General features: G+C 70.2%; 24 protein-coding genes. 2 read left to right on the top strand and 22 right to left on the bottom strand.

Annotated elements, in window-relative coordinates:
* Positions 1-17 precede the first annotated feature (17 nt).
* The 5 genes from AC1VNM_RS16880 to AC1VNM_RS16860 all read right to left on the bottom strand — a co-directional run bounded on the left by AC1VNM_RS16880 (position 18) and on the right by AC1VNM_RS16860 (position 3,348).
* Positions 18-476, bottom strand: coding sequence for a hypothetical protein (locus AC1VNM_RS16880; protein ID WP_483107676.1), 459 nt, complete (start codon positions 474-476; stop codon positions 18-20).
* Positions 463-1,764, bottom strand: coding sequence for a hemolysin family protein (locus AC1VNM_RS16875; protein ID WP_483107675.1), 1,302 nt, complete (start codon positions 1,762-1,764; stop codon positions 463-465). Before AC1VNM_RS16875 ends, AC1VNM_RS16880 begins: the two co-directional genes overlap by 14 nt.
* 160 nt (positions 1,765-1,924) lie before the next feature.
* Positions 1,925-2,293 (bottom strand): hypothetical protein, encoded by a 369-nt coding sequence (locus tag AC1VNM_RS16870; protein ID WP_377160651.1) that lies wholly within the window; start codon positions 2,291-2,293, stop codon positions 1,925-1,927.
* A gap of 46 nt (positions 2,294-2,339) precedes the next feature.
* A complete protein-coding gene (locus tag AC1VNM_RS16865) occupies positions 2,340-2,693 on the bottom strand; it encodes a hypothetical protein (protein ID WP_483107674.1) in 354 nt (117 codons plus the stop codon).
* A gap of 91 nt (positions 2,694-2,784) precedes the next feature.
* On the bottom strand, positions 2,785-3,348 hold the full coding sequence (locus AC1VNM_RS16860; RefSeq protein ID WP_483107673.1) for an RNA 2'-phosphotransferase: 564 nt from the start codon (positions 3,346-3,348) through the stop codon (positions 2,785-2,787).
* A 171-nt stretch (positions 3,349-3,519) separates the two neighbouring features.
* Between AC1VNM_RS16860 and AC1VNM_RS16855 the strand changes: the two genes are divergently transcribed.
* A complete protein-coding gene (locus AC1VNM_RS16855; RefSeq protein ID WP_483107672.1) occupies positions 3,520-4,272 on the top strand; it encodes an NUDIX hydrolase in 753 nt (250 codons plus the stop codon).
* A gap of 1 nt (position 4,273) precedes the next feature.
* The gene (locus AC1VNM_RS16850; protein ID WP_483107671.1) at positions 4,274-5,194 is read left to right on the top strand and encodes an ADP-ribosylglycohydrolase family protein; all 921 of its coding nucleotides are present in this window, start codon (positions 4,274-4,276) and stop codon (positions 5,192-5,194) included.
* 22 nt (positions 5,195-5,216) lie between these two features.
* Here AC1VNM_RS16850 and AC1VNM_RS16845 read toward each other — a convergent pair whose 3' ends face one another.
* The 17 genes from AC1VNM_RS16845 to AC1VNM_RS16765 all read right to left on the bottom strand — a co-directional run bounded on the left by AC1VNM_RS16845 (position 5,217) and on the right by AC1VNM_RS16765 (position 25,872).
* Complete coding sequence (locus tag AC1VNM_RS16845; protein WP_483107670.1) at positions 5,217-5,786, bottom strand: hypothetical protein; 570 nt, start codon at positions 5,784-5,786, stop codon at positions 5,217-5,219.
* Positions 5,787-5,990: 204 nt separating this feature from the next.
* Positions 5,991-6,377, bottom strand: coding sequence for a nuclear transport factor 2 family protein (locus AC1VNM_RS16840; protein WP_431099978.1), 387 nt, complete (start codon positions 6,375-6,377; stop codon positions 5,991-5,993).
* A 70-nt stretch (positions 6,378-6,447) separates the two neighbouring features.
* On the bottom strand, positions 6,448-7,491 hold the full coding sequence (gene cobT, locus AC1VNM_RS16835) for a nicotinate-nucleotide--dimethylbenzimidazole phosphoribosyltransferase (RefSeq protein WP_483107669.1): 1,044 nt from the start codon (positions 7,489-7,491) through the stop codon (positions 6,448-6,450).
* A 16-nt stretch (positions 7,492-7,507) separates the two neighbouring features.
* Entirely contained in the window at positions 7,508-9,004 is a 1,497-nt protein-coding gene (locus tag AC1VNM_RS16830; RefSeq protein WP_483107668.1) for a cobyric acid synthase, read from the bottom strand.
* 161 nt (positions 9,005-9,165) lie between these two features.
* Positions 9,166-10,281: a pyridoxal phosphate-dependent aminotransferase gene (locus tag AC1VNM_RS16825; RefSeq protein WP_483107667.1), complete on the bottom strand. Its 1,116-nt coding sequence runs from the start codon at positions 10,279-10,281 to the stop codon at positions 9,166-9,168.
* A complete protein-coding gene (cbiB, locus tag AC1VNM_RS16820) occupies positions 10,278-11,219 on the bottom strand; it encodes an adenosylcobinamide-phosphate synthase CbiB (protein WP_483107666.1) in 942 nt (313 codons plus the stop codon). The genes AC1VNM_RS16825 and cbiB overlap by 4 nt, the downstream gene beginning before the upstream one ends.
* 153 nt (positions 11,220-11,372) lie before the next feature.
* Complete coding sequence (gene cobO, locus AC1VNM_RS16815) at positions 11,373-11,942, bottom strand: cob(I)yrinic acid a,c-diamide adenosyltransferase (RefSeq protein ID WP_377160677.1); 570 nt, start codon at positions 11,940-11,942, stop codon at positions 11,373-11,375.
* 22 nt (positions 11,943-11,964) lie between these two features.
* On the bottom strand, positions 11,965-14,052 hold the full coding sequence (locus tag AC1VNM_RS16810; protein ID WP_483107665.1) for a TonB-dependent receptor: 2,088 nt from the start codon (positions 14,050-14,052) through the stop codon (positions 11,965-11,967).
* Positions 14,049-18,242, bottom strand: a complete 4,194-nt coding sequence (cobN, locus tag AC1VNM_RS16805) for a cobaltochelatase subunit CobN (RefSeq protein WP_483107664.1) — start codon at positions 18,240-18,242, stop codon at positions 14,049-14,051. Before cobN ends, AC1VNM_RS16810 begins: the two co-directional genes overlap by 4 nt.
* On the bottom strand, positions 18,239-18,571 hold the full coding sequence (locus AC1VNM_RS16800; protein ID WP_377160685.1) for a DUF2149 domain-containing protein: 333 nt from the start codon (positions 18,569-18,571) through the stop codon (positions 18,239-18,241). The genes cobN and AC1VNM_RS16800 overlap by 4 nt, the downstream gene beginning before the upstream one ends.
* Positions 18,568-19,029 carry a hypothetical protein gene (locus tag AC1VNM_RS16795; protein WP_483107663.1) on the bottom strand — a complete coding sequence of 154 codons (462 nt, stop codon included), beginning with the start codon at positions 19,027-19,029 and terminating at the stop codon, positions 18,568-18,570. Before AC1VNM_RS16795 ends, AC1VNM_RS16800 begins: the two co-directional genes overlap by 4 nt.
* 11 nt (positions 19,030-19,040) lie before the next feature.
* Entirely contained in the window at positions 19,041-20,435 is a 1,395-nt protein-coding gene (locus AC1VNM_RS16790; protein WP_483107662.1) for a cobyrinic acid a,c-diamide synthase CobB, read from the bottom strand.
* A 7-nt stretch (positions 20,436-20,442) separates the two neighbouring features.
* A complete protein-coding gene (locus AC1VNM_RS16785) occupies positions 20,443-21,231 on the bottom strand; it encodes an ABC transporter ATP-binding protein (protein ID WP_377160691.1) in 789 nt (262 codons plus the stop codon).
* Positions 21,228-22,250 (bottom strand): FecCD family ABC transporter permease, encoded by a 1,023-nt coding sequence (locus AC1VNM_RS16780; RefSeq protein WP_483107661.1) that lies wholly within the window; start codon positions 22,248-22,250, stop codon positions 21,228-21,230. The genes AC1VNM_RS16785 and AC1VNM_RS16780 overlap by 4 nt, the downstream gene beginning before the upstream one ends.
* Positions 22,250-23,209, bottom strand: coding sequence for an ABC transporter substrate-binding protein (locus AC1VNM_RS16775; protein WP_483109288.1), 960 nt, complete (start codon positions 23,207-23,209; stop codon positions 22,250-22,252). Before AC1VNM_RS16775 ends, AC1VNM_RS16780 begins: the two co-directional genes overlap by 1 nt.
* A 5-nt stretch (positions 23,210-23,214) precedes the next feature.
* On the bottom strand, positions 23,215-23,832 hold the full coding sequence (gene cobU / locus AC1VNM_RS16770) for a bifunctional adenosylcobinamide kinase/adenosylcobinamide-phosphate guanylyltransferase (protein WP_483107660.1): 618 nt from the start codon (positions 23,830-23,832) through the stop codon (positions 23,215-23,217).
* Between the two features lie 72 nt (positions 23,833-23,904).
* Positions 23,905-25,872, bottom strand: a complete 1,968-nt coding sequence (locus AC1VNM_RS16765; RefSeq protein WP_483107659.1) for a TonB-dependent receptor domain-containing protein — start codon at positions 25,870-25,872, stop codon at positions 23,905-23,907.
* Positions 25,873-25,943 lie beyond the last annotated feature (71 nt).

Below are 25,943 nucleotides of genomic sequence, written 5' to 3'. Positions count from 1 at the left end.
GATCCCGGCTTCGCGGGCTATCGTGCAGCGACGTTTGCTGCGCAATCCCTGACCAACAGATCGACCAGCAGACTCCCCTGCGTCGCATAGGTCCACTTGTCGGTCTTGAGCAAGGTCGCGATGGGTTGGGCTGTTGCGCCTGACCGGTCGATCAGCGCGACGTCATAGGTCTTCGCCTCGCTGTCGAAGACCACCTCCGCGTCCATCGACCGCTTCAGCGTCACCACCACGCGCCGCTTGTCCTTCTCGCTCCCTTGCTCGACCTCCAGCGCGCAACCGTCGCCCAGCGCGTAGCGCCAGCGCGGTCCGGGCGCGTCACGGCCGACGACGTTGAGCTCGGCGACGCGCTCCGCGTTGCTCATGTCGAAGGGACTGACCAGCGGCCGGTCCTCGCCGGGATAACCCTCCGAGCACGACCCGAGCAGCGCCGCGAACGCGAGCACGGTCTGCACCCGCGCGCCGTCATGCCACGACATCGCCGGCCTCCACCACGCGCGACGCCAGCACCTTGTCGATCGTCTTGCCGTCCATGTCGACGATCTCGAAGCGCCAGCCTTCCCACTCCACCGTGTCCGCCTCACGCGGCAGTCGTCCGGAGAGCAGCATCATCATCCCGCTCAGCGTGTGATACCGGCCGCGTTCCTCCTCCGGCACTTCGTCGAGGCCCAGGCTGTCCTTCAGCTCCGGCACCGGGATGTGACCGTCGAGCAGCCACGAGCCGTCCTCGCGCTTCACCGCCCAGGCGGACGCCGGATCCTGCGGCTGGAACTCGCCGGTGATCGCCTCGATCAGGTCGTGCAGCGTGACCAGGCCCTGCACCTCGCCGTACTCGTCGATGACGAAGGCCATGTGCACCGCGGACAGCCGGAAGTTGGCGAGCAGCTCCATCCCCGTCAACGTCTCCGGCACATAGAGCGCCGGGGCGAGGTGCGCATCCAGACGCGGCTGGCGCTGGCGCAGCATCTCCGACAGCAGCTGGCGCGCGTTCACCACGCCGACGATGTCGTGCAGTCCGCCGCGCACCACCGGGAACAGCGCGTGATCCGAGGCCTCGATGCGCGCGAGCGTCGTCTCCATCGGATCGTTCATGTCCAGGCAGACCACGTCGCGGCGCGACACCATCAGCGAGCCGATCTGGCGGTCGTCCAGGCGGAAGACGTTGCGCACCATCGCGTGCTCGTGCGACTCGATGACCCCGGCGCTGGTGCCTTCGGCGAGCACGGCGTGGATTTCTTCCTCGGTGACGTTGAACGCCGCCGATGGCTTCACGCCGAGCAGGCGCAGCAGCGCGTTCGTCGAGCCCGACAGCAGACGCACGAAGGGCTTGGTCGCGACGGCGAGCGCCGCGATCGGGCGCGCGACCAGGCGCGCGACGGCCTCGGGATTGGACTGGCCCAGGCGCTTGGGCACCAGCTCGCCCAGCACGATCGAGAAGTAGGTGATCAGCACGACAACCAGGCCGGTCGCGGCGCCGCTGGCGTACTCCGCCGGCACGCCGTGGGAGGTGATCCACAGCGCGAGCGGGCCGGCGAGGGCGGCCTCGCCGACGATGCCGTTGAGCACGCCGATCGAGGTGATGCCGATCTGGATGGTCGACAGGAAGCGGGTCGGATCCTCACCCAGCTTGACGGCTGCCGCGGCGGCGCTGTCGCCCTCGTCGATGAGCTTCTGCAGGCGCGCGCGGCGCGCGGTCACCAGTCCGATCTCGGACATGGCGAACAGGCCGTTGAGCAGGATGAGGAAGAAAAGTAAGGCGATTTCCATGATGGATGAGGAAGGCGCACCGGCCTGCCGGACCTCATTGACGAGGCGCGGCGACGGCGGCGCAGACGCACGCGAGCACGGAAGGCGCGGCGCGTGCTGAAAGGGACGAACGGGGAGGTGGAGGCGGCGAGGCGCCTCGGCGCGGGCTACACGGGGCGCGTCAGGCGCGTGGCGGCCGCAGCAGCGGCTGCGGGCAGCGCTGAGGCTCGTGCAGCTGGGGCGTGGGGAGCGGGCTCGACTGCGGCGGCGCGACGCGCAGCGGGCGCGCGTCGGGCTTGCAGTGGTCGGACATGTCGTCCGAGGTGTCGCCGAGCTCGAAGAGCAGGGCGGCGATGTCGGCGGCCTGGTCGTCGTCGGTGCCTGACTGCACCGCGGCGATTGCAGTGGCCGAGGGATCCGCGGGCTGCCCGTCGACCAGCAGATGCTGGGCATGCGCGACCCCCGCGGCGAACATCGTCACGCCGGCGGCGGCGATGCCGTACGCGGGGACGAGGATCGTCAGGACAAGGATGCGGAGCCAGCGGGTCACGGGCGTGATTCTATCGAGCCGCCTCGTGACGCGCCGCGGCGCGGACTCAGTTGTCCGGGCCCTGGACGAAGTAGACCGACGGGACGAAGCCCCATGCGGGCAGGCTGCCGCAGGTGTAGCCGTTCTCGTCGTAATAGATCGCCACGGTCTTGCCGGTCGTGCGGGCAGCCAGCAAGGTGGCATAGATGGACTTGCAGGTGGCGGCCGAGGCGCGCCCGGATCCGCCGTTGAAGTTGCAGATCTTGTGGATGGGTGTGCCGGTGACGCTGACGGTGACGTCGCCGCCCATGTCGATGCCGAGGTAGGTGACCGCGCCGCCACACGAGTAGTTGGCGTGGGCGGTCGACGCGACCAGTGCCAGGGATGCGACGGCAGCCGTCGCGATGCGTTTCAGGTTCATGATGAGTTCCTCCCTCTCAATGCCGTTGGGCGACCGCAGCAACCCCATGTCCCTGGGTGCGACTGCAACGGCGGGTTCGGATGTTAGTGGCTCATGGGCCGGATACCACTTTCAGATATCCCGGCGGCACGGCGTCGGTCAACCAGACCCCGTTCTCCGTCCTGAAGAACTGATGACCGTCCCGGTGCATCCGGCCGGCGTCGACTTTCAGCAGCACGACTTTGCCGTAGCGCGAGCCGACCTGGCGCGCCGTGTCCGCGTTCTCGCTGAGGTGCACATGGTGGCGTTGCCGCTTGTCGAGCCCCTCGGCGAGGATGGCGTCGAGGAAGCGCGTCGCCGTCCCGTGCAGCAGCGTCTCGGGCGGCGTCACCGGGGACAGGTCGAGGGCCACCTCGACCGAGTGCCCCTGGTTCGCGCGGATGCGCAGGCCATCCTCGCTGAAGGCGAAGCGCTGCTTGTTGTTGGTCTCGACGATCTCGCGCAACAGCGCGAGATCCATCCGCTTGCCCGCGGCTCGGGCGCCGGCGATCAGCGCATCGACCGCCACCCAGCCGTTCTCATCGAGCGTGAGGCCCAGTGTCTCCGGCTTGTGCCGCAGCGTCAGGCTGAGCAGCTTGCTCAGCGAGGTCAGTGTCTTGTCGTTGATGGTGTTCATCCCATCTCTCCCTTCCATCGGATTGTTGTTGTTGTTGTCGTTGTTGTTGTTGTTGTCGTTGTCGTTGTCGTTGTCGTGATGTCCGCTTGTTCGTCGAACGAGTTGTATAGTGCAACTCATTGAAGGTTGCACAATACAACTCTCCGCCGATCCGATCAAGTGAGAACGACGATGACGACCGATGCTTCGCGCCGGAAACCACAGCCCGCGGCGGCGATCCCTCCCTTCCCACTGCCGTTCACGACGGTCGACGTGGTGATCTTCTCGGTGCTCGAGGACCAGTTGCGCGTCCTGCTGGTGCAGCGGCCCTCGAAGGACGAGGAGCCGTTCCCCGGCCGCTGGGCGCTGCCGGGCGGTTTCGTGGACGTTGATCGCGACCGCGATCTGGAGGCCTGCGCACGGCGCAAGCTGTCGGAGAAGACCGGCGTCGCCAGTCCGTATCTGGAGCAGCTCGGCAGCTGGGGCGGCAGGGACCGCGATCCGCGCGGATGGTCGGCGACCCATGTGTACTTCGCGCTGATGCCCGCCGACGGCGTGACGTTGGCCAAGGGCGCGAACGCCGCCGACGTCGGCTGGTTCGAGGTGGAGACGCTGCTCAAGCGCCCCCGTCTCGCCTTCGATCACGCGGCGATCCTGAAGACCGCCGTCGAACGCTTGCGCGGCAAGGTGGAGTACACGTCGCTGCCGGCGTTCCTGCTGCCGCAGGTCTTCACGTTGCCGCAGCTGCAGCGGATGTACGAGGTCGTGCTGGGCCGGCCGGTCGACAAGAGCGGTTTCCGGACGCGGATGCTCGCGGCCGGGTTCCTGGAGGAGGCCGGACCGATGGCCGGCGACGCCAAGCGCGCCGCGATGGGTTATCGCCTGCGGGACCGCAAGAGCGCGGTGGTGTTCCCGCGGACCTTCAGTCCGCGACAGGGAGAGTGAGATGACGACATCGACACAAGCGCTTCGCCGCGATCGGGCGCTCGGGGCCTTGCTGGGGCTGGCCTGCGGCGACGCTGTCGGCACCACCGTGGAGTTCGAGACGCGCGGCAGCTTCGCGCCGGTCACCGACATGGTGGGCGGCGGCCCCTTCTCGCTCGCCGCCGGGCAATGGACGGACGACACGTCGATGGCGCTGTGCCTTGCGACCAGCCTGGTCCATCGCGACGGATTCGATCCGGTCGATCAGATGAACCGTTACGTCAACTGGTGGCAATGGGGTTACCTGAGCAGCACCGGTGAATGCTTCGACATCGGCCTCACCACCGCCAAGGCCTTGCAGCGCTACCAGCTCTCGGGCGACCCGTACGCGGGCGACACCGATCCACGCAGCGCCGGCAACGGCTCGTTGATGCGGCTGGCGCCGGTGGCGCTGCATTTCCTGTCGGACCGCGCGGCGCTCCGACGGAACGCCCGTTTGAGCTCGATGACCACCCATGCCGCCATCGAGGCGGTCGACGCCTGCGAGCTGTTCGCGGACCTGCTGGCCCGCGCCATCGACGGCGACGCGAAGGCCTCGTTGTGGGCCACCTCACGCGATGCGCACCTGAGCGCGACGGTCCTCAGTGCTGCCGATCCGTCGCTGCGCGACAAGAGCGTCGACCAGATCAGAAGTTCCGGCTACTGCATCGACTCGCTCGAAGCGGCGATGTGGTGCTTCGCGCGATCGTCCTCCTTCGAGGCAACGATCCTGACCGCTGCCAATCTTGGGGGCGATGCCGACACGGTCGCTGCGATCGCGGGGCAACTGGCAGGCGCACATTACGGCGCATCGGCGATTCCCCCGCGGTGGCTGGAACGGCTCGCGATGCGCGGCGAGATAGAACGCCTGGCCGAGGCACTGCTGACGACGGTTCCGGGCTGAACGCACACCGCCGCGCGCGGCCTCATCCTTGCAGGAACGGCTGGAGCCACCGTTCGAATTCGTCCTGCCACGCGCGCTGAGCGGCCTCGAGGATTGCCTCCGGATCGTCGACCGGCGCCAGCTGCAGCTGCGCCCGCAGCCAGTCGATGTAGGCGTCGAGCCCCTCGCTCTTGCGGTAGTGATGCTCGCTGCGGAAGTAGTGGATGCGGTCGAAGTCGATGCGCGGCTCTACATCGCAGCTGCTGACGCGCAGCAGTTCGCGCACGTCGCGCGCGACGATCCATTCGCCGCCTTCATCGCCGAAGGCCACCACCGGCCAGCGGTCCGGCATCGGCGCCTGCGACGGGTCCGGATTCCACAGCGCGTAGAACGATCCCGACGCGGTCGCCCGCGCGAACGGGATCAGCCGGGACAGGAGGGCGGGATCCTCCGACCAGCCGTATCGCAGGCCGTCGTGGTCGTCGTCGGTGAGCGTCAGCGCGGCGGAGTAGTTGCCATAGCCGACGTCATTCTGGAAACGCAGCAGCGCGAGCAGGGACTCGGGAACGGGCAGGTCGCCGAAGGGCGCCGCGAAGTCGGTGGGATCGATCATGGGAGGAGCGGGGAGTCGGTACAACGACCGGCTGGACCCGGCCAACCCCGCCGCTCTGGACAGCAGCGGAGCCGCCGCGAATCTAGCGCCCATCGGCCTTCCCGGGACGTGACCTTCGGCCACTTCCGCGCCCATGTCCCCTGACCCGGCGTCGCACGCGGATCGTGCGCGCGTGCACCACGACGTGCGCCGTGATCGTGCGCCTTACCAGGCTTGTGCCGCCGGCGTCCCCTGGTGATATCGCATCTGCCACCCCTCCGCCGTCTTCAGCCAGAGCGAGGACCGCAGCGTGTGATGAACCAGCGAACCGTCTTCCTGCCGATGCGCCGAACGGTAGGTCAGCAAGGCCGCGTCGGGGGCGAGCGGCGCGATGCGGAATTCGTCCGGCACGACCTTCGGCGGCTCGTGGTCGTCGGCAAGCCAGCGGATGATGGTCTCGCGGTCGTACTGGCGGCCGGAGCGGCCGACCTCGTGGAAGTCCGGGTGCAGCAGCTGCGACAGCCGCTCGGCGCTGCAGCGCACGCCGGGGTGGTGGAGCTCGACTTCCAACGCGCGCAGCGTGTCGAGCAACGAGCGCTCGGTGTTGGACATGGCGGTTCGAATCCTTGTGGAGCCGCGAGCATAGCGTCGGCTGCCCGCCTGACCGCTCGCGGAAGCGGCGTCAGGTCTTGTCGCTCACGCCCGCCGAATCGAAGCTCGCCATCTCGCCCAGCACGCGGCAGGCCGATTCCAGCAGCGGCCAGGCCAGCGCCGCGCCGGAGCCTTCGCCCAGGCGCAGGCCCAGGTCCAGCAGCGGCTGCGCCTGCAGCGTGTCCAGCATCAGGCGGTGGCCCTGCTCGTTGGAGCGGTGCGCGAAGATGCAGCGCTCCAGCACCGCCGGCTGCAGCTTGGCGGCCACCAGCACCGCCGCGCCGGTGATGAAGCCGTCGACGACGATCACCCGGCGTTCCAGCGCCGCCTGCAGCACCGCGCCGACCATCATCGCGATCTCCAGCCCGCCCAGCGCGGCCAACGCCGCCAGCGGCTCGATCGCGCGCGGATGCTTCTCCAGCACGCGCGCCAGCACGCCCAGCTTGTGACGCAACTGCGCGTCGTCCAGGCCGGTGCCGCGGCCCACGCAATCGGCCAGCGCAAATCCGCCCAGGCGCGACAGCAGCAGCGCCGCCGACGAGGTGTTGCCGATGCCCATCTCGCCCAGCAGCAGCGCATTGCCCGGTCGCTTCTGCAGCAGCGTCTTGCCGGCGGCGATGGCGGTCGCGCACTCGTCGACCGTCATCGCCGGGCCCTCCAGCATGTCGCGGCTGCCCATCGCGATCTTCGCAATCAGCAGGCCCGGGCGCGGCTCGAAGCTGTGGCGCACACCGGCGTCGACGACGCTCAACTGCAGCCCGTGCTGGCGCGCCAGCACGGAGACCGCCGCGCCGCCGGCCAGGAAGTTCTCCACCATCTGCCAGGTCACGTCCGACGGGAAGGCCGACACGCCGTGCGCCGCCAGCCCATGGTCGGCCGCGAAGACCATCATCTGCGGGTCCACCAGCTTGGGCTGCTCCGTGCCCTGGATCATCCCCAGACGCAGCATCAGGCCCTCCAGCCGGCCCAGCGAACCCAGCGGCTTGGTCTTGCGATCGATGCGGTGCTGCAGCGCCGATGCCAGCGCCGCATCGTGCAACGAGGGGATCGAGGGAATCAGGTCTTGCTTGGTCATGGGACTTCTCGGGACATCAAGGGGAAGGAAGAGGGGGCGGCGACGGCGACAGCAGGTCCAGCAGCACGCCGGGCGCGAAATGGCGGTCGATGTAGTCGGCCAGTTCGTCGAAGACCTGGTCGAGCGGACGCGCCGGCCGGTCGAACAGCGCGGCCAGCACACGGTCGTCCTCGAACAGGCCGTGCAGGTAGTGGCCGAGCACCGGCCCGTGCTGCCAGCCGACCGGCTCGCCGAGGCCGTCGAACAGCACCGGCCGCGCCGCGGGCAGGCCGGGGTGCTGCGCCGTGCGGCCATGGTGGATCTCGTAGCCGCGGGCCACTTCGCCGTTCAGCGACGACCACGGCGCGTCCAGCGACGGCGCGAAGCGGCATTCGGCCTCGCGCAACAGCTTCTCGCGCTCGAACAGCGTCACCAGCGGCAGCAGGCCCAGGCCCGGCGCGTTGCCATCGAGCCCGTGCGGATCGACCAGCGCCTCGCCCAGCATCTGCAGGCCGCCGCAGATGCCCAGCACCCGCCGGCCGGCGGCCGCGTGCGCCGCGACCGCGACGTCCAGCCGCTGTGCGCGCAGCCAGGCGAGGTCGGACGCCACCGCCTTCGACCCCGGCAGGATGATCCAGTCCACGCCGTCGAGCTCGGCCGGCGTGCGGACCCAGCTCAGGCGCACGTCCGGCAGGTTGCGCAACGGCTGGAACTCGTCGAGGTTGGACAGCCGCGGATAGGCGATCACGGCGACGCGGATCACGTCACGTCCGCCGCCGCTGACGCCACCCGCGCCAAGCCCACCGGTCGTGCGGTCGTCGAAGACGCCGTCCTCTTCGGGCAGCCCGTGGCCGCGCCACATCGGCAGCGTCGCGAGCGTGGGCACGCCGGTCATCTGCTGCAGCATCTCCGGTCCCGGCGACAGCAGCGCGGCGTCGCCGCGGAAGCGGTTCAGCACGAAGCCGCGGATCAGCGCGCGCTCGTCCGCCGGCAGCAGCGCGTGTGTGCCGTACAGATGGGCGAAGGCGCCGCCGCGGTCGATGTCGGTGACCAGCAGGCAGGCGGCGCCGGCCTCGCGCGCGGTGCGCATGTTCACGTAGTCGCTGCTGTGCAGGTTGATCTCGGCGGGCGAGCCGGCGCCCTCGATGACGACGACGTCGTTCTCGTCGAGCAACTCGTGCAGCGCGCCGCGTGCGCGCGTCCACAGCGCCTCGCTGCGTTCGCGCCACGGCGCGCGGCTGAGCGCCTCGTCGACCTCGCCCATCACGACGACCTGCGAGGCGGTGTCCTTCTCCGGCTTCAACAGCACCGGGTTCATGCGCACGTCGGGCCGTGCGCGGGCGGCCAGCGCCTGGAAGTACTGGGCCGAGCCGATCTCGCCCTGCCGACCATCAAGACCTGGCACCACGCGCGCGTTGTTGCTCATGTTCTGCGCCTTGTACGGCGCGACGCGCAGGCCCTGCCGCGCATACCAGCGGCACAGCGCCGTGGTGAGGAAGCTCTTGCCCGCGCCGCTCGTGGTGCCGAGCACCATGACGGCCCGCCCCCGCCCCCGACCCCGCCCGGCCACCCCCTCCGGGGTCAACGAGTCACCCTGGGGCCGGAATGGGGCTTGGGGGTCCTGGAGGGATCCCCCATGCCCCGTGGAGAGCCCGCGCTTGGCGGTCCGGCTGACATCATCCGACGCAGGACCGCTCACAGCGTTTCTCCAAACGGATGCGTCGTGTCGAACGCCCCATGGCGCGACGGCGGCGCCGGCAGCGGCGTGTGGCCGCCGAAGGTGAGCATCGCGGCGGCCAGCGCGTCGACGGCCTCCGGCGCCTGCACCGACACGCGCACGAGCCCCGGCAGGCCGAAGGACGTCGCATCGCGCAGCTTGATGCCCATCGCGCGCAGCCCTTCGAGCAGCGGCTCCGGCATGCCGTGCCACGGCGACGGCAGGGCGGCCAGCCAGAAGTTGGCGGTGCCGCCGTCGATCTGGTCGAAGCCCATCGCTGCCATGCGCGCCCACTGCGCTTCACGCCACTCGCGCAGCAGCGGCAGCGAGGCTTCGAGTTCGTTGCGGATGGACGGCGTGGTCCAGGCTTCGAGCAAGGCCTGACCCTCGGACGACAGCACCCAGCTCGGCGCGAGCTCCTCGACGCGATCGATCCAGAGGCCGTCGCGCGGGCCGATCAGGTAGGCGCCGCGCACGCCGGTCAGCCCGAAGGCCTTGTTGGGACAGACCAGCCGCCAGGCCCCGTCGGCGATGGGCTGTGGGAGCGCGCAGCCGCCGGCCAGGCGCAGCGCGTCGTAGGCCTGGTCGACGACGAGCTGAGAGCCGCTCTGCCCGAGCGCCAGCGCCACGGCCGTCCACTCGGCGGGGCCGAAGCTCGCGCCGGTGGGATTGTTGGGATCGCAGACCCACACCAGCGAGGGCAAGGTCAGCGTATCGGCGAGCTCGAACGCGTCGTCGTAGCCGGTCACCTGCAGGCCGAGCGCGTGGGCCGCCGCCGCGTAGTCGCCGAAGCCGGGCTGCGGCACGCAGACGCGCGTGACCCCCGACAGCATCGCGGCGAGCGTCAGGCGGCGGATGGCTTCCGAGCCGCCGGAGGCGGGCAGCACGCGTTCGGGCTCCACGCCGTGCCAGTCGCCCAGGCGGGCGCGCAGCGCGGCGTAGGTCGGGTCGGGGTAACGCAGCCGGTCGGCGCGCAGCACCGCGTCGAGCGCCGCCGGCGGCGGGCCGAGCGGGTGGGCGTTGGTCGAGAAGTCGTGACGCACCGGCGGCCCGGCATCGGTGCCGCCGTGCGTGAGCGATGGGAAGCGAGTCATCGTGCGAATCCGCCGCGCAGTGCGGCGGTACCGAGCGCCAGCAGCGCGGCGAGGCCCAGCATCGCGCGGGCGGCGAGCCGTTGGGCGGTGAGCATGTCCTCGGCGACGACGTCGCTGCCGGACGGATTGAGCCGATAGTGGCCGGGCTTGCTCAGCGCGCGGCCGAGCCGCAACGCCATCGCGCCCATCGGCCAGCCGCCGTTGGGCGAGGGCGTGCGCGTGGCCTCGCGCAACAACGGCGCGAGCAGCGCGGGACGCAGCGCGACGATCGCCAGTCCGGTCAAGCGCGCCGGGATCCAGGACAACACGTCGTCGGCGCGCGCGGCCCACTTGCCGGCCCATTCCCAGCGGCCGCGATAGCCCCACATCGCGTCGGCCGTGTTGGCGAAGCGGTAGACCGCCGCGCCCGGCAGGCCGGCGACCATGAACCAGAACAGCGGCGCGATGACGGAGTCGTTGAGGTTCTCGGCGAGTGTCTCGATCGCGGTCTCGCGGACCTCGAGCGCGGAGAGCTGCCGCGTGTCGCGGCTGACCAGGCGCGACAGCTGCGCGCGGCCTTCGTCGAGCGATCGTGACAGTGCGCTCTCCACGGCGCCCACCTCGTCGCGCAGCATGCGCCACGCGAGCATCGGCTTCAGCGCGAGTCCCAGCAGCAGCGCCGCGACCGCGAGCCGCCAGCCGCCGAACCACGGTTCGAGCCCGACGATGACCGCATGCTCGATCGCCCACGCGGTGACGGCCGAGAGCGCGATCCCTGCGGTCCACGCGAGCGCACCGCCGATGAACGCTGCCTTCGGCGACATCGCGCAGAGCCGGTCGCCGAAGAGCCCCAGGAAACGGCCCATGCCGACGACCGGATGCACGGCGGCGGGCGGCTCGCCGAAGCAGCGGTCGAGCAGCAGTGCGATGGGGATCGCGAGGGCGAGCAGCCAGGACATGGAGTTCAGAATAAGGATGTCAGCAAGCGCGCTGACGAGGGCGAGCAGGGCGGCGGAATCCGTCCAATCTAGGCGCAAAGCGGAGCAGTAGCGGCGCTACTGCGAGCATTTGCAACGACGAGTGGGCGGATTCTGCCGTCATGAGCGTCCTCGTCAGTCTTCGATTCCTCGCTGGGCCGGCACTCCTGCCTTGAAGTGATGTTTCACCATTGTCATTTCCGTCACCGTGTCTGCCAGATCCATCAATTCCTGAGGCGCGTTGCGCCCGGTCAGACAGACGTGCACCTGCGACGGCCGCTCGCGCAGCGTCTCCAGCACCGGCTCCAGCGGCAGCCACCCGTAGCGCAGCGGATACATGATCTCGTCCAGCACGACGAGGAAGTGTTCGCCGGCCAGGATCGTGGCCTTCGCCCGTTCCCAGCCGTCGCGCGCGAGCTGCGCCGAATGGTCCAGGTCCTTGCTCTTCCACGAGAACCCGTCGCCCAGACCCTCGATGGGCACGCCGATCTGCTCGAACAGCCGGTGCTCGCCGAAGCGCGCGCTCGGCACCTTCATGAACTGGTAGATGTGGACCGGCTTGCCGCGCCCATGCGCGCGCAGCGCCAGCCCGAAGGCCGCCGTGCTCTTGCCCTTGCCGTTGCCGGTGTGGACGATCACCAGCCCGCGGCGTTCGCCGTCCGGAATGATGCGCACCCGGTCGACGGGCGGTTTTTCGATTTCCATGTCGATGCTCCGATGAATGCGTTCAGATCCGCGCGCGCAGGCTGAGACGGAAGGTGCGCGGCTCCATCGGATGCACGAGGCGCCCGTTGATGCCTTCGCCGTTGTTGCAGCCCGCGCCCTCGGCGCGCGTGCAGGCGGCGCCCCAGTACTCGATGTCATTGGCCTTGGTGTCGAAGAGGTTCAGCACGTCCAGGCCGAGCTGCCAGCGGTCGCTGAGCTGGTAGCCCAGACGCCAGTTGGCGGTGAACACGGCCTTGGACTTCTGCGTGCCGGTCTCCTCGAGCGCATAGGCGCCCAGGTACCGCAGCTTGAAGCCGCTGGACCACGGACCCGCCGGCGCCCAGTTGGCCGACATCGACGCCGACCACGGCACCGCATTGGGAACGCGCTTGCCGCTGCCGAACTCGGTCTCGGTCGCCTCGACGAAACGGGCGCGGGACCAGGCCACGTCCGCGTCGATCAGCCAATCGCGGCCGACCTGCACGTCGTTGGACCATTCCAGCCCCACGCGCTTGGACGCACCGCGCGCTTCGGTCACGCCCTCGTCGCCGACGAAGACCAGCTCCGAGGCCAGGTTGGCCTGCCACAGCGCCAGACTGGTGGTCCACCCCTTGACGGGCTTGGTGCGCAGCCCCAGCTCCGTGCTTTTGGTGCGCGCCAGCAGCGGCAGGCGGTCGACCTCGCTGCCGTCGGCGGGATTCGTCGTCGAGGTCGCGCCGCGCGCATCGTTCGAGCGGAAGGCCCGTGCCCAATGCAGGTAGACCTCGGTGTCCGCCGCGACGCGCGCGATCAGGCCCAGCTTCGGGCTGAACTGCGACTGGCTCGCCTTGCCGCCGTTGTCCATGTTGAACTCGCCCGCGGTCGGCGAGACCGTCGCGCGCATCGTGTCCCAGCGCGCGCCCACGGTGCTGCGCAGCCAGTCGGTCCAGCGGCTGCCGAGCTCGACGAAGACGCCCGCGTTGTCCTGGCTGACGCGGTCCTCGCGCACGGTGTGCGTGCGCACGCGGTCGACGGTGTCGTACAGGCCGAGCGTGCCGATCTTGTCGTGGCGCCATTGCAGGCCCCAGGTCAGTTGCTGATCGGCGGGCAGCCACGCGGCGGGCAACTGGTGCTTCAGCGAGCCGCCCCAGAGCTTGCGGTGATCGGCCTGCTCGTGCTGGTCACCGTCGGGGCCGTTGATGAAGCCGGACGGCGCGGAGAACAGGTTCAGCGCGTAGTCCACCACCCAGGCGTCGGCGGTCCACTGGCCGCTGCCCTGGTTGTAGGCGAATCCGCCGCTCAGACTGTGGCGGTGCGTGCGGCCGCCATCGTTGGCCAGCAGCGTGCCGTAGCGGCCGATCTCGCCGCTGTCGATGGCGCGCTCGGGCACGTGCTCGCTGGCGCGCCAGGCGGCGCTGTAGCTCAGCAGGTCGAGGTGAGCGCCGTTGCGCTCGTCGCCGCGCGTCAGGCGCAGCACCGCGTTGCGGCGATGCAGGTCCTCGGCCTGGTCCCACGGGCCGTCGTAGACGCTGCCCTCGACCGCGCCCAGCAACGACCAGCCGCCGCCGACCTTCGCGCTGCCGGCGCTCAGCGCGCGCCGGTAGCCGTAGGGGCCGGCCGTCACCTGCGCGAAGGGGCGCTCGATCTCGCTCAGGTAGCCGATGCGCGCGGCGCCGGTCGTCGCGAAGTCGCCGTCCTCCGCGTTGAACGCGCCCTTGCGGTAGCGCAGGCTGTCGACCAGCTCCGGGATCAGGAAGTTCAGGTCCATGTAGCCCTGGCCGTGAGCATGGCTCGCCATGTTCACCGGCATGCCGAGCACGAAGGTCGCGAAGTCGCTGCCGTGGTCGAGGTTGTAGCCGCGCAGGAAATACTGGTTGGCCTTGCCGTCGCCGCTGTGCTGCGTGACGGTCATGCCGGGCATCGCTTCCAGCAGCTCGGCCGGGCGCAGCAGCGGACGCAGCGCCAGGCGCTCGACGCCGACTTCGCCCTCGGAGGCGCTCTCGGCCTCGCCGAGCTGCGCGCGGCTGCTGATGCGGACGGTGTCGAGCCTGTTGGCGTCTTGCGCGTGGGCGGCGCCCGCGAGCAGTGCGATCGCGCTCGCGATCACGGTGATCCTGTTGTTCGAGTTCAAGCGGCTCCCCGTGGGATCAGGTGGTTGTCGTTGTGGAAATGCAGGCCCGCTCGATGCGGCGGATTCGATCGGCGCGATTGCCAGATGGCGCCGGCGCACATGAGCAGCGCCATCGCGATCCAGGCGAGCGCCTGTTCGAGGCGCTCTGCCGTCGGCGTGGCCGGCGTCGGCTTCGGAGGCTCGGGCACGCGCTGCAGCGCGAGACCACGCACGGTCGGAACCGGCGGCACGGCGGGAGTCGCGCGCCGTTCCGCAGGCTTCTGCGCCTTGTTGGCCGGCTGAGGCGCGGCGGGTGACGCCGGCTGGAAGGCCGGCACGTCCTGCGGCAGCTGATCCGCCGTCCAGCGGCGCACCGAAGCCAGCTCGTTGTTCAGCGGCGCCGCCTTCGTCAGGTCGCGGTACAGCGAGGCGATCTCCTGCTTCGTCCGCGCATCCGGCTTCCAGTACCCCATGCGGTCGGCCTGCACCAGGCGCTCCAGCGCCTGCGCATAGGCCTGCGGGTTCTGCTTCAGCCACTCGGGCACGCCGAGCTGGTGCCTGTCCTTGACCAGCACGTCGTAGAAGCTCTGCCAGTGGTCCGCCCGCACGGTGCCCGGCGCGATGCTCTGCCAGCCGAAGCTGTACTGCACCGCCTTGAGCACCTGCAGCGCGCCGGACCAGCCCTCGGCCTGCTGCGCCTTCAGCCAGCCGGGGTGCAGGTAGCGGCTCTGCATCTCCAGCGCGATCGCCTGCGCGGCGGTCTCGGTGTGCTGCTCGGCGGCGTCCTGCAACTGGCTCACGTGGAGGGCGATGCCATTCGTGTTGCCCGCGACCTTCGCCGCCGCGGCCAGGCCGCCGAGGTACTGGAACGGATCGTCGCTGCTGACCATGGCGTACAGGTGGCTGCTGCGCGACATCAGCGCCGCGTCGGTGTGGCGCAGGTGCGCGCCGAGCGCCTGCTGCGCCTGCGCCGGCGGCACGCTGAGCGGCTCGCCGTCGACGTAGGGCTGGCTCATGGTCGACAGGAAGAGCTGACCCAGACGCGGATCGGTTTGGCCGTCCTTGCCCTTCAGGCCGTTGTCCTGCACCGCGTCCGCGATGCCGGTGCCGTAGTCGCCGGCCGGGTTGCCGAACACGCGCGCCTGCGCCAGCGCTTGCGCCTGCGCGGGCTTCAAACCCGCCTTGCGGAGCTCACCGGCGATCGCGCGGTTGTTGCTGGCGATGGCGTTGTCGGACTCAGCCTCGCCGGCCGCGGCGACCGCCTGGTCGATCAGCTTCATCAACGCCGGGAACTGGTCGCGGTAGGAGCCGGTGATCGACAGCAGCACGTCCACGCGCGGACGGCCGAGCTCTTTCGGGCTCAGCAGCTTGATCGAGGTCGGCCGGCCGGTCGCGTCCCACACCGGCGTGGCGCCGAGCGCCACCAGCGCCTGCGCTTCCATGATCCCTTGATGGCGGAGCGTCTCGCCCGCCCACAGCGACAGTGCGAGCCGCCGAGGCGCGGTGCCGGCCTTGGCCTGCTCCTCGTACCAGCGCTTGAACAGCGCCTGCGCGGCCTCGAAGGCCTGGCGCGTGGGCAGCCGATTCGGATCGAGACCCGTCAGGTTGCGGCCCGTCGGCAGGCTCTCCGGATTGCGCAGCAGATCGCCGCCGTAGGCCGCGGGAATGAAGCGCCCATCGAGCGCACGCAGCAGCCCGGGCATCTCGCCTTCGGTCGAGAGCCGCGTCGACATCTCCTGCGCGCGCAGCGCGAGCTGGTACAGCGCGGCCTGGTCGATCGGCTTGCGCGCGGCGCGGTTGGGGACGAAGCCGTCGCCGCAGGTGACCAGAGGAGCGCTCGCGGCGGTGCCGGGTGCGGACGCTGCGTGCTTGAGCTCCGCCGCGACTGCGGAAGCGGCCGATGCCGCCGCTGCCGTGCCGGCCGCGATGCAGGCGGAAGGACGTAGATCGAGGTGGCTCGCTGCTTCCGCGTCCTTCAGCGCGAGGTCCAGCCAGCGCGCCGGCCGTGCCTTTGCCACGCCCTCATGGTTGATGAGGAAGGCCTCGTCGATGTCTTCGCCGAGCGCCTCGATCAGCGGCACGCGCAACAGCTGCAGGATGGAGCCGCGACGCTGGCCTTCATCAGGCACGACGCCGAACACCGCCAGCCCCTGGGGTTGCGAGCTCTGCGCGAGCCGATCCAGATACGGATGCAGCAACTCCAGATAGCCGCTGAAGTTGGCGGCGATCTGCTCGGCGCTCCAGCCCAGGTCGCGATGCAGGTTGTGCTCGACGAACTGCTGGATCATCTGCCGTTCCAACCCTTGCCGCGTCGGACCGGGATCGACGGTTTCCCACTCGTGCATCAGCTCATGCATGTGGGCCATCTGCGCGTTGAACCCGGCCGGCGCGAAGCTCGGTGTGCGGTGGCTCACCATCAGCGCGCGGCCGCGGCGCTTGGCGGTGAGCGCCTCGCCGAGGTTGTCGACGATGTAGGGATAGACCACCGGTGTGTCGCCGAGCGGCAGCCACACCGGATCCATCACGTCAGGCCCGCGGATCTTGCCCGGCGCCCACTCCTGCGTGCCGTGCGTGCCGAAGTGGATGATGGCGTCGGCCTGCCGCGCCCACAGGTAGGTGGCGAGGTAGTGGTGCGACAGCGGCGTCTTGCTGCGATGCATGAACGGGTCCTGCCCGTTGCGCAGCGTTTCCTCGCGGGGCGGCTGCGGCAGCACGGTGAGCGCGCCGAGCTTCAGGCGCGGGATCACGAAGACCGGCTCGCCGCGCACGCGCAGGACGTAGCGGCTGCTGGCCGGCGTGCCCCAGCGCGCGACGATGGGATCGCGCACGGCCTTGGGCAGCGCGTCGAACCACGCGGTGTAGCGCGCGAGCGGCAGCGCCTCGGCCTGGTCCGCGTCGAGCAGCGCCTGCAGGTCGGTGCCCGGGTAGTACGCGGACAGCAGCGGCTTGAGGCCGGAGATCCAGTCGGCCTCCGCCATCGGCGTGACGCCGTAGCCCGCGTCCTTCAAGCCGGTGCTCACACGCGCCAGGCTGCGCGGCACGTTGAGGAAGGAGGCGCCGAAGTTGCTGCCGCCCGGCGGGTAGTTGTAGACGAAGGCGACCAGGCGCTTGTCGGCGTTCGCCTTGGTCTGCAGCGCAACCCAGCGCGCGGCCTTGCCGGCGACGCTGGCGGCCTGACGCTCGATGAGCTCGGGCTCGCCGCGCTTCGGATGCGCGACGACGACGACCGGATCGATGAGCCCGGCCGCCTCCGGCTGCGCGAAGTAGAACGGGATGTCGGCCTGCGCGAGGCCGGTCTCGCTGCCTTCCCACACCGCGGCTTCATCCTGGCGATACGGCTGCGTCTGCAGCACCGGCACGCCCCAGCGCTCGAAGGTGGGTTGCAGCGTCGCGCCTTGCGGCAGCAGGCTGTGGTTGACGATCACGCGCGCCTGCACCTGGCCGTCGCGCTCGAGCAGCTCCGACAAGGGCTTGTCGCTGAGCTGGCCGCTGAAGGCGGCGTAGGCGAGCAGGCCCTGCTTGCGGAACATCGCGAGCCAGCGGTCCAGCCACTCGGTGTTGCCCTGCACGAAGTGATAGCGATGCAGCAGGATGGCGACGGGCTCGCCGCGCAGCCCTTGCTGCGCGGCCCAGGCGCGGAACTCGGCCGCGTCGGCGAAGAGCTTCGGAGCGCCGGGATAGTGGATGCCGCGCTGCGGGATCAACTGCGGCGGGCCGAGGTCGGGTGCGCGCTTGCCATCGAGCTGCGCCCGCGCGATCGCGAAGGCCGCGCGCGTGTTGGCCGGACCGCCGGCCTGCAGATAAGCGCGCAGGCTGCGATCGCTCGCGGCAGGCTCGCCCGCGGGAATCCACAGCACGCGCGGAGCGGGCAGGGCGGCGCGCTGCAGCGCGGCGTCGAGGATCTGATGCAGCCGCGCTTCCGCGGTGGCATGCGGGATGTCGATCCAGACGAGGTCCGCTTCGCGCAACGCGCGATCGAGCGCCGGATCCTTGTCGACCGGCGCGCCGCGCAGCGGGTACTCGATCTGGCGCACCTCGAAGCCGAGGGCCTTGCCCTCGCGCTCCAGCAGCGCATGCTTGGCGGCGGGCGTGATGTCGACGCTGAGGAACAGCACGCGGGACGACGTGTTCGCGGCGCTCGCGACGAGCGGCACGCACAGCGACAGGACCGTGACCGCGAGGCCGCGCGCCAGCAGGGACGCGATCCTCATGGCTTGGGCGCTTCCCCGGCCTCGGGCACGTAGATGATCGAGCCGTCCTTCAACTTGTATGCGACGCCGGCGCGCTCACCCTGGCCTTCGGCGCTGCCGCCGTTGCCGCGGTACTTGATCTCCTGGCCGTCCTTGCGCACGACGATCTCCATGCCCGGCTGGCCGGGGTTGCGGATCACCGTTTCGTCCGCGTGCGACTGCTGCTGCAGCGCGACGGCGGTCAGCAGCGCGACGACCAGCACCAGGAACACGTCCACCAGGTTCACCGCGGACAGCATCGGGTCGTCATCCTCTTCGGCAAGGATGGAGAGGCGGCGGCCGGCGCTCATGCCCAGCCCTGCTCGGTCTTGATGGCGAGCAGTTCGGCCAGCAGCCAGCGGCGACGGATCGAGTACACGACGAGCGCGATGGCGGCCGCCGCCAGCGCGAGCACGACGCCCGAGAACGCGGAGCTGAACACCGCCAGCGCGGCCTGACCCTGGCCGGCGGCGACGCTCTGCAGCGCCGGGCCGAGCGGGACCATCGTGGCGATCAGGCCCAGCAGCGGCGCGACGCGGCCCAGCAGGCGCGGCGCCTCGAGGCTGCGGACGATCTGGAGCTCCAGCGTCTCCAGGTTGCTCGTCGCATGCACCTTCAACTGACGGTAGCCGGGCTGGCGGCGCTGCACGGCCTCCATCACCGTGGCGCCCGCCGTCCACAGCGCGTAGACAAAGCCGAGGGCAACAAGGATCAGCACCGGCCACAGCAGGGCCTGCGCGATGTGGGCGAATCCGGATTCGAGGAACATGGTCGGTGGGCTCAGCGCTTGGAGAATGAATCGGTGCCGCCGAAGAACGCCGCGATGGCGCCCGGGTTCGACGGGAAGTAGTGGTGGACGTAGCTCGCGCGCAGCGAGCCGACGGCATACAGGCGCTCGGTGGCGCGGCCGGCGTTGGGGTTGGTCGCCGTGGCGATGGGGGAGAGCGGCGTCTCCATCGCGGAGTAATGGAAGGTGTGGCCCCGCAGCTCGCCCTCAGGCCAGGCGATCGTCTGCAGCCCCAGCGCGGCCAGCCGCTTCTGCATCGACGCGCGGCCCGGCATCAGCGCCGCCATCGCCTGTGCACCGCCGTCGGCATCGCTCAACTCGTCAAGCAGCACCAGCATCCCGCCGCATTCGGCAAGCAGCGGCTTCTCAGCTTCCAGGTGCGACGCAAGATCGCCGAAGAAGCGCGGATGCTCGCGGAGCGTCCGCGTATGCAGCTCGGGGTAACCGCCGGGCAGCCACAAGGCGTCGCATTCGGGAAGGGCTTCGCCCGCGATCGGACTGAACTCCCGGACATCCGCGCCCAACTCGCGCAGCACATCAAGATTCGCCGGGTAGATGAAGGAGAAACACGCGTCGGTAGCGACGGCAATGCGCCGGCCCTCCAACGGACAATCGAGCGCAAGACCGACGGGCGGTGGCCCCTTTTCTCCGTGTCCCTCCTTCAGTTGCCTGCCGGCAACTGAATTCCCTCCTTGACCTCCGAAAAGGGGCCACCGCCCGTCGGTCTTCGATCCGCTCTGGAAAATGTCCCGCAGCGCGCCAACCTCCCACGCGTCCGCCCACGCCTCCAACTGCTTGTCGATGTCCGGAAGCTCCAAGGCCTGCACCAGTCCCAGATGCCGCTCGGGAAGGGACAGCGTTGCATCGCGCTTCAATGCGGCAATCAGCGGGAGGTCGTGGGGCAGACCTTCGCCCACCATGCGCGCGTGCGCATCACTGCCGACACGGTTGGCGATCACGCCGGCAACTTGGATGTCATCGCGGAAGCGCGCCAGTCCCGTCGCCAAGGCGGCGAAGGTCTGCGCCATCGCCGATGCGTCCAGCACCACGATCACCGGCAACCCGAACGTCGCCGCCAGATCCGCGCTGCTCGGCTTGCCGTCGAAGAGACCCATCACACCCTCGACGAGGATCAGGTCGGCGCTCTCCGCCGCGCGAGCGAGCAGCTGCCTGCAATGCGCCTCGCCCCCCATGAACAGGTCGAGCTGGTAGACCGTGTGACCGCTCGCGCGCTCCAGCACCATCGGATCCAGGTAGTCCGGCCCCGTCTTGAAGACACGCACGCGCAGTCCGCGCCGGCGCGCCGCACGCGCCATCGCCGCAGTCACGCTCGTCTTGCCCTGGCCGGAAGCCGGCGCACTGATCAGGAAGGCTGGGCAGGCAGTCATCGGGAGTTTATTCATTGAGCGCGACCCAGCGACCCTGCACTTGAAGGATCAGCAGTCGGTTGTGGAAGACGCGCTGCAGCGCGTCGTGCGTCGTCGCGTCGTGCGGGGCACCCTCATGGACGATGCGACCACCATCCATCACCACCAGCGTGTCGGCCTGCAGGGCGACGTTGAGCTCATGAAGGACGCTGACGACGGCGCCACCCGCCGCGACGCGCTCGCGCACGATGCGCGCCCAGTCGCTCTGATGCGGCGGATCCAGGTGAGCCAGCGGCTCGTCCATCAGCAGCACGCCCGCGCGTACCGCCAGCGCGCGCGCCAGCAAGACGCGCTGCCGCTCGCCGCCGGACAGGCTGCCCAGCGCGCGGTCCTTCCAGTCCCAGCTTTGCGTCTGGCGCATCGCGTGCTCGACGGCCTGGTGATCGGCGGCACTGGCCGGCGCCAGCCAGGGCTGATGAGGCAGCCGACCCAGCATCGCAATGTCGTAGGCCGTGAGATCTTCCGAGGCCGCTTCGTTCTGGCCGAGCCACGCGACCTGCCGCGCGCGCTGTTTTGCCGGCCAGGCCGTCCAGGGCTTGTCGTCGAGGGTCAAGGTGCCGTCGAAAGGCAACAGGCCCGCGATCGCGCGCAAGAGCGTCGACTTGCCTGCGCCGTTCGGGCCGACGATCGCCGTCCATGCACGTGGCGCAAGTGCCAGCTTCAGTGCGTGAAGCACGGGGCGATGGCTGAGGGACAGCGACTTCAGGTCGATGCGCAGCGACGGCACGTGGCCGAGATCCACGGCGTCCGCGCTCATCGCGAACCTCCGGTGCCGCCGAAATGCGCCTTGCGCCGATGCATCAGCCACAGCAGATAGCTGCCGCCGAGCAGGGCGGTGATGATGCCCACCGGCAGTTCCTGCGGCGCGATGACCCAGCGCGCGGCGATGTCGGCGGCGAGGAGCAGCGCGCCCCCCGTCAGCGCCGAGAGCAGCAGCAGCGCGCCGTGCGTGGTCGGTCCCCAGCTGCGCACGAGGTGAGGCGCGACAAGGCCGACGAAAGCGATCAGTCCGCATTGCGCGACTGCCGCGCCGGTCGCCAGCGAGAGCGCGGCGATCAGGAGCAGTCGGATCAGCGTGAGCTGCTGTCCGAGCGAGCGCGCGGTGTCCTCGCCCAAGGTCAGCGCATCGAGCGTGCGGCTGCAGCCGAGCGCGACCAGCAGGCACAGCCCCATCGCGACGACCATGACCTGCACCGCGCTCCAGCCGACATAGCCGGTGCTGCCGAGCATGAAGGCCTGCATGGCGCGCAGGATGTCGGGATTCATCAGCGTCAGCAGCGCGGAGCCGGAGCCCAGCACCACGCCGACGACCACGCCCGCCAGCAGCAGTCGCAGGCTCTGCGTGACGCCGCGGGCGAGCACGAGCGTGAGCAGCACGGCGCCGATGGCGCCGGCGAAGGCTGCGCCGGTCATGCCGACGCGCAGCGCCAGCGCGGCCGCGGCGGGCGAGACGCCCATGACGAAGAGCAGCGCCGCGACGCCCAGCGACGCGCCCGCGGAGCAGCCCAGCAGGTACGGATCAGCGAGCGGGTTGCGGAACAGGCCCTGTGCGATCGCGCCGGCCAGTGCCAGCAGCGCGCCGGCGAGCCACGCGCCGATGGAGCGCGGCGCGCGGATGTCCCACAGGATCATGCGCATGGTGTCGCTGCTCTCCGTCCACGGACTCCATCCCATGCTGCCGATGGCCAGGCCCAGCGCCAGCAGGGCGGCGCCGAGCAGCAGCAGCGCCGTCAGTTGCGCCGCCGTCTTGGGGGAGAGCAGGGAGGAGGGCCGCATCAGCGCATGCCCCCGGGCGGCGCGTTGAAGGGCACCGTCGGCAGCGGCACGGGGCCGGCCGCCGCCTCACGCAGGCAACGCGCCATCAGCGCCGCGGCCTCCGACATGCGCGGGCCGGGGCGGACGAGCACGTCGGACTCCGACGGGATCCAGACGCAGATCCGCTGGTTCTTGACCGCGCGGATCGCGGGCCAGCCGGGTCGTTGCGGCAGTCCCGCCGCGTTGCGCTGGCCGACCATGATGACCTGCGGATCGGCGCGGACGATGAATTCGGGGTTGAGCTTGGGGAAGGGACCGAGCTCGGCCGGGATGATGTTCTTCGCGCCGAGCCGCGTCAGGATCTCGCCCATGAAGGACGCCGTGCCCGCGCCGTAGGGGCCGGCGTCGACCTCGTAGTAGACGCTGAGGCCACGCGCGCCCGGGGGCAGCGTCGCGGCGCTCTGCGCGATGTGGCCGTCGACGCGGTTCCACAGCCGGCGCGCGTCGTCCTCCTTGCCGAGGATCTGCCCCATCTTGCCCAGCACGCGCTGGACGTCGTTCATGCTCTTGGGCTCCAGCGCGACGACCTTCAGGCCGAGGCCCTCCAGCCGGTCGATGACGCGCGCGGAGACGCCCAGCACCACGACGTCCGGCTTCAGCGCCACCAGCGCCTCGATGCTGGTGTCGTCGAGACCGCCCAGGCGCGGCAGCTTCTGCACGCTCACCGGGAAGTTGGAGAAGCGATCCACGCCGACGACTTTCGCGCAGTCGCCGAGCTCGCAGATGGTCTCGGTCAGGGAGGGCAGCAGGCTGACGATGCGTCGCGGCACATCGGGCAGCGTGACCGTGTGGCCGCGGTCGTCCTTCAGTGTGATCGGCGCGGCGATCGCGGTCGTCGCGAAGGTCGAGAAGGTCGCGAGCATTCCCAGCATCGCGCCACCCGCCGCGATCCTGATCGCGCCTCGCATCCAGCGTTCCATCGACGTCATCCGTTGTGCTCCTCGTTCGCTTCGTTCGCCTTGTTCGCCGTGTCGGTGGTCTGGTCGGCGCCGTCCGGGTCCTCGACGGGCCGTGTCCATGGCTGTCCCGCGACCATCAAGGTGAGCTCGGCGCACTGCCGCGCGACGAGCTGGTTGAGCCAGCCCAGCTCGTCCGCATAGGCGCGCACCTCGCGACCCATCGGCATCACGCCCCAACCGACCTCGTTGGAAACGAAGACGACGGGCGACGCCAGTTGCGGCAGCAGTCGCTGCAGGTCGGCGCATTCGGTGCGCCAGTCGTCGAGACGCGGCGCGCCGTCCATCGGCATCAGCCAGTTCGTCAGCCAGAGCGTCAGGCAGTCGACGACGATCAATCGCTGCGGCGAGGCCGCGGCGCGCAGCGCCTCGCACAGGCGCAGCGGCGCTTCGAGGGTGTCGAAGCCCGCCGGTCGGTCCGCGCGGTGGCGCGCGATGCGCTCGCGCATTTCGTCGTCATGGGCCTCGGCGGTTGCGATGACGGTGACCCGGTGCGTCGGCGTGCGCGCCCAGCGCAGCGCGAGGCGCTCCGCGTGGCGCGACTTGCCGCTGCGCTGGCCGCCGATGATCAGGTGATGAGCGGACATCCGGAATCTCCAGTGAAAGCCAGGCATTGACGCCGAGAGACAGACCTTACCGCCTGGTCCCGCCGCGTCGGATTACAGCGACGGTGAATAACGCAGCGTGACGAACCAGGTGCGCGGTGCCTGCTGGTAGAAGTTCGCCGTCTGGTAGTCGCGGTTGAAGGCGTTGTCGACGTTCAGCTGCAGGCGCCAGTCTTTCGCGAAGGCGTATTGCGCGTCCAGGTTGAGCAGGCCGTAGCCGCCCAGGGTCTTGTTGGCGGCGTCGTCGAAGCGCTGCCCCGAGCCGACGACGTTCGCGCCCAGCGTCCAGGCGCGCAAGGTGGTCTCGGCGCGCAGCGTGCCGAAGCGCTTGGCGCGGCGTTGCAACCGGCGGCCGGTGTTGGCGTCGGTGGGGTCGAGGAAGTCCGCCGTGGCGCTCAAGTTCACCGGACCCAGCTGCGCACCGCCCTTGAGGCTGGTGCCCTTGAGCAGCGCGCGCGCGACGTTGCTGTAGCAGCCGGTCGTCGAGCGGCAGGTCCCCGCCGCGCCGAAGGCGATCAGGTCGGTGACGCGGTTGTGGAAGGTCGTGACCGAGAAGTCGACGTTCCCTTGCGCCCACGCCAGCCCGGCTTCGCGGTTCTGCGCGCGCTCGGGGCGGAGTGCCTCGACGCCGGCCTTGGTCGTGTCGGGACCGTAGACGCTGCCGCGCTGATAGAGCGTGGGCGCCCGGAACGCATTGCCGGCCGACGCCGTCACGCGCCAGCCGCCGCCGATCTTGAAGCCCGCCGCCAGGCTGCCGGTGTCGATGCCGCCGAATTCGCTGTCGTCGTCATGCCGGCCGTGCGCCTGCAGGCTGAAGGCGCCCAGCGTGCCGAGGTAGCTCAGGCCGAGCGCGTTCTGGTCGCGGTCGCCCTTGCCGCCGCCGACGAGGTCGGTGTTGACCAGGCGATCCTCGCGACGCTCCAGCAAGGCGTTGAGCTGATGCTGCTCGTTGATCCGGTAGAAGCCCTGCAGCGAGGCGCTGCGGATGCGCGTCTTCGTCAGGTAGGGCGAGCTCGGCTTGGTCTCGTAGTTCTCTTCGGACTGACCCGCTGACAGCTGGGTCGACAGCGCTGGGGACCAGGTGGAGTTCAGGCTCAGCTTGCCCGCCAGCGTCTCGGTGATGCCGCGGTCGTCGGCGTTCTTGCCGGCGTCGTAGCCCGCGTTGCTGCGGCTCTTCAAGCCGATGAACTCGAGGCGCTGGCCTTCGGCCACGCGACCGCCCAGGCGCAGGCTGCCGCTGTAGTTGCGCCAGCCGTCGGCGTCGGGGTTGTAGCTCCGGGCGGCCGTGTTCAGGTAGGCGTTGAAGCCGGTGCCGCGATCCAGCGCGAGCGAGCCGGCGTAGTCGAAGTCCGCCGTGCCGCCGCTGATGCCGATGTCGGCCTTCACCTGGCCGAGGTTGCCGCCGCCGAGGCCGAGGTCCAGCTGCGTGCGGCCCGCTCCCCGGCGCGTGAAGATCTGCACCACGCCGCCGATGGCGTCGGAGCCGTACAGCGCGCTGGCCGGGCCCTTGAGGACCTCGATGCGCTCAATCTGCGAGACCGGCAGGTTCTGCCAGCTGGCGCCGCCGGAGGACTGGCCGTCCACGCGCACGCCGTCGATCAGGACCACGGTGTGCCGGGTCTCGGCGCCGCGCACGAAGACCGAGGTCGAATTGCCCGGCCCGCCGTTGCTGGTCATCTGCAGGCCGGCGACGTTGCGCAGCAGCGCGGCGATGTTGCCGAAGCCCTGGCGCTCGATGGTGTCGCGGTTGATGACGGTCAGGTCGGCCGCGACGTCGGACAGCTTCATCGGGCTGCGCGTGCCGGTGACGGTGACGTCGTCGAGCCGGCTCGAAGGGCTGACGGTGGGGGCGGCCGCGGGGGAAGCGGAGGTGGGGGCGGACTGCGCGGCCGCGGCCGTGGAGAACGCCGCGAGCGCCGGGAGCGCCGGGAACGCCAGGAGCGTCGACAGGGCGAGCGCCATCGGGGTGAGGGCAGGCAGCGAGCGGGCACCAGCGCGCGCGCGCGAAACGAACGGAAGCATGAGGAACGGACCAACGACGGAGTTCAGACGCCTGCTCACCCGCAGGGCCTCTGAGAAACGGCGTCGCCGGC

The sequence above is a fragment of the Mitsuaria sp. MSU3D genome (assembly GCF_056867975.1).
This window is presented reverse-complemented; position numbering and strand designations above follow the sequence as displayed.

Bases quoted from the DNA above. Each gene is read 5' to 3' on its own strand.
- cobT (WP_483107669.1), bottom strand. From the start codon at position 7,491: ATGACCAAGCAAGACCTGATTCCCTCGATCCCCTCGTTGCACGATGCG.
- AC1VNM_RS16795 (WP_483107663.1), bottom strand. From the start codon at position 19,029: ATGTTCCTCGAATCCGGATTCGCCCACATCGCGCAGGCCCTGCTGTGG.
- cobN (WP_483107664.1), bottom strand. From the start codon at position 18,242: ATGAGGATCGCGTCCCTGCTGGCGCGCGGCCTCGCGGTCACGGTCCTG.
- AC1VNM_RS16765 (WP_483107659.1), bottom strand. From the start codon at position 25,872: ATGCTTCCGTTCGTTTCGCGCGCGCGCGCTGGTGCCCGCTCGCTGCCT.
- AC1VNM_RS16800 (WP_377160685.1), bottom strand. From the start codon at position 18,571: ATGAGCGCCGGCCGCCGCCTCTCCATCCTTGCCGAAGAGGATGACGAC.
- cbiB (WP_483107666.1), bottom strand. From the start codon at position 11,219: ATGTCCTGGCTGCTCGCCCTCGCGATCCCCATCGCACTGCTGCTCGAC.
- AC1VNM_RS16840 (WP_431099978.1), bottom strand. From the start codon at position 6,377: ATGTCCAACACCGAGCGCTCGTTGCTCGACACGCTGCGCGCGTTGGAA.
- AC1VNM_RS16860 (WP_483107673.1), bottom strand. From the start codon at position 3,348: ATGAACACCATCAACGACAAGACACTGACCTCGCTGAGCAAGCTGCTC.
- cobO (WP_377160677.1), bottom strand. From the start codon at position 11,942: ATGGAAATCGAAAAACCGCCCGTCGACCGGGTGCGCATCATTCCGGAC.
- AC1VNM_RS16775 (WP_483109288.1), bottom strand. From the start codon at position 23,209: ATGGAACGCTGGATGCGAGGCGCGATCAGGATCGCGGCGGGTGGCGCG.
- cobU (WP_483107660.1), bottom strand. From the start codon at position 23,832: ATGTCCGCTCATCACCTGATCATCGGCGGCCAGCGCAGCGGCAAGTCG.
- AC1VNM_RS16785 (WP_377160691.1), bottom strand. From the start codon at position 21,231: ATGAGCGCGGACGCCGTGGATCTCGGCCACGTGCCGTCGCTGCGCATC.
- AC1VNM_RS16865 (WP_483107674.1), bottom strand. From the start codon at position 2,693: ATGAACCTGAAACGCATCGCGACGGCTGCCGTCGCATCCCTGGCACTG.
- AC1VNM_RS16880 (WP_483107676.1), bottom strand. From the start codon at position 476: ATGTCGTGGCATGACGGCGCGCGGGTGCAGACCGTGCTCGCGTTCGCG.
- AC1VNM_RS16830 (WP_483107668.1), bottom strand. From the start codon at position 9,004: ATGGTGCTCGGCACCACGAGCGGCGCGGGCAAGAGCTTCCTCACCACG.
- AC1VNM_RS16855 (WP_483107672.1), top strand. From the start codon at position 3,520: ATGACGACCGATGCTTCGCGCCGGAAACCACAGCCCGCGGCGGCGATC.
- AC1VNM_RS16875 (WP_483107675.1), bottom strand. From the start codon at position 1,764: ATGGAAATCGCCTTACTTTTCTTCCTCATCCTGCTCAACGGCCTGTTC.
- AC1VNM_RS16850 (WP_483107671.1), top strand. From the start codon at position 4,274: ATGACGACATCGACACAAGCGCTTCGCCGCGATCGGGCGCTCGGGGCC.
- AC1VNM_RS16825 (WP_483107667.1), bottom strand. From the start codon at position 10,281: ATGACTCGCTTCCCATCGCTCACGCACGGCGGCACCGATGCCGGGCCG.
- AC1VNM_RS16780 (WP_483107661.1), bottom strand. From the start codon at position 22,250: ATGCGGCCCTCCTCCCTGCTCTCCCCCAAGACGGCGGCGCAACTGACG.
- AC1VNM_RS16790 (WP_483107662.1), bottom strand. From the start codon at position 20,435: ATGACTGCCTGCCCAGCCTTCCTGATCAGTGCGCCGGCTTCCGGCCAG.
- AC1VNM_RS16845 (WP_483107670.1), bottom strand. From the start codon at position 5,786: ATGATCGATCCCACCGACTTCGCGGCGCCCTTCGGCGACCTGCCCGTT.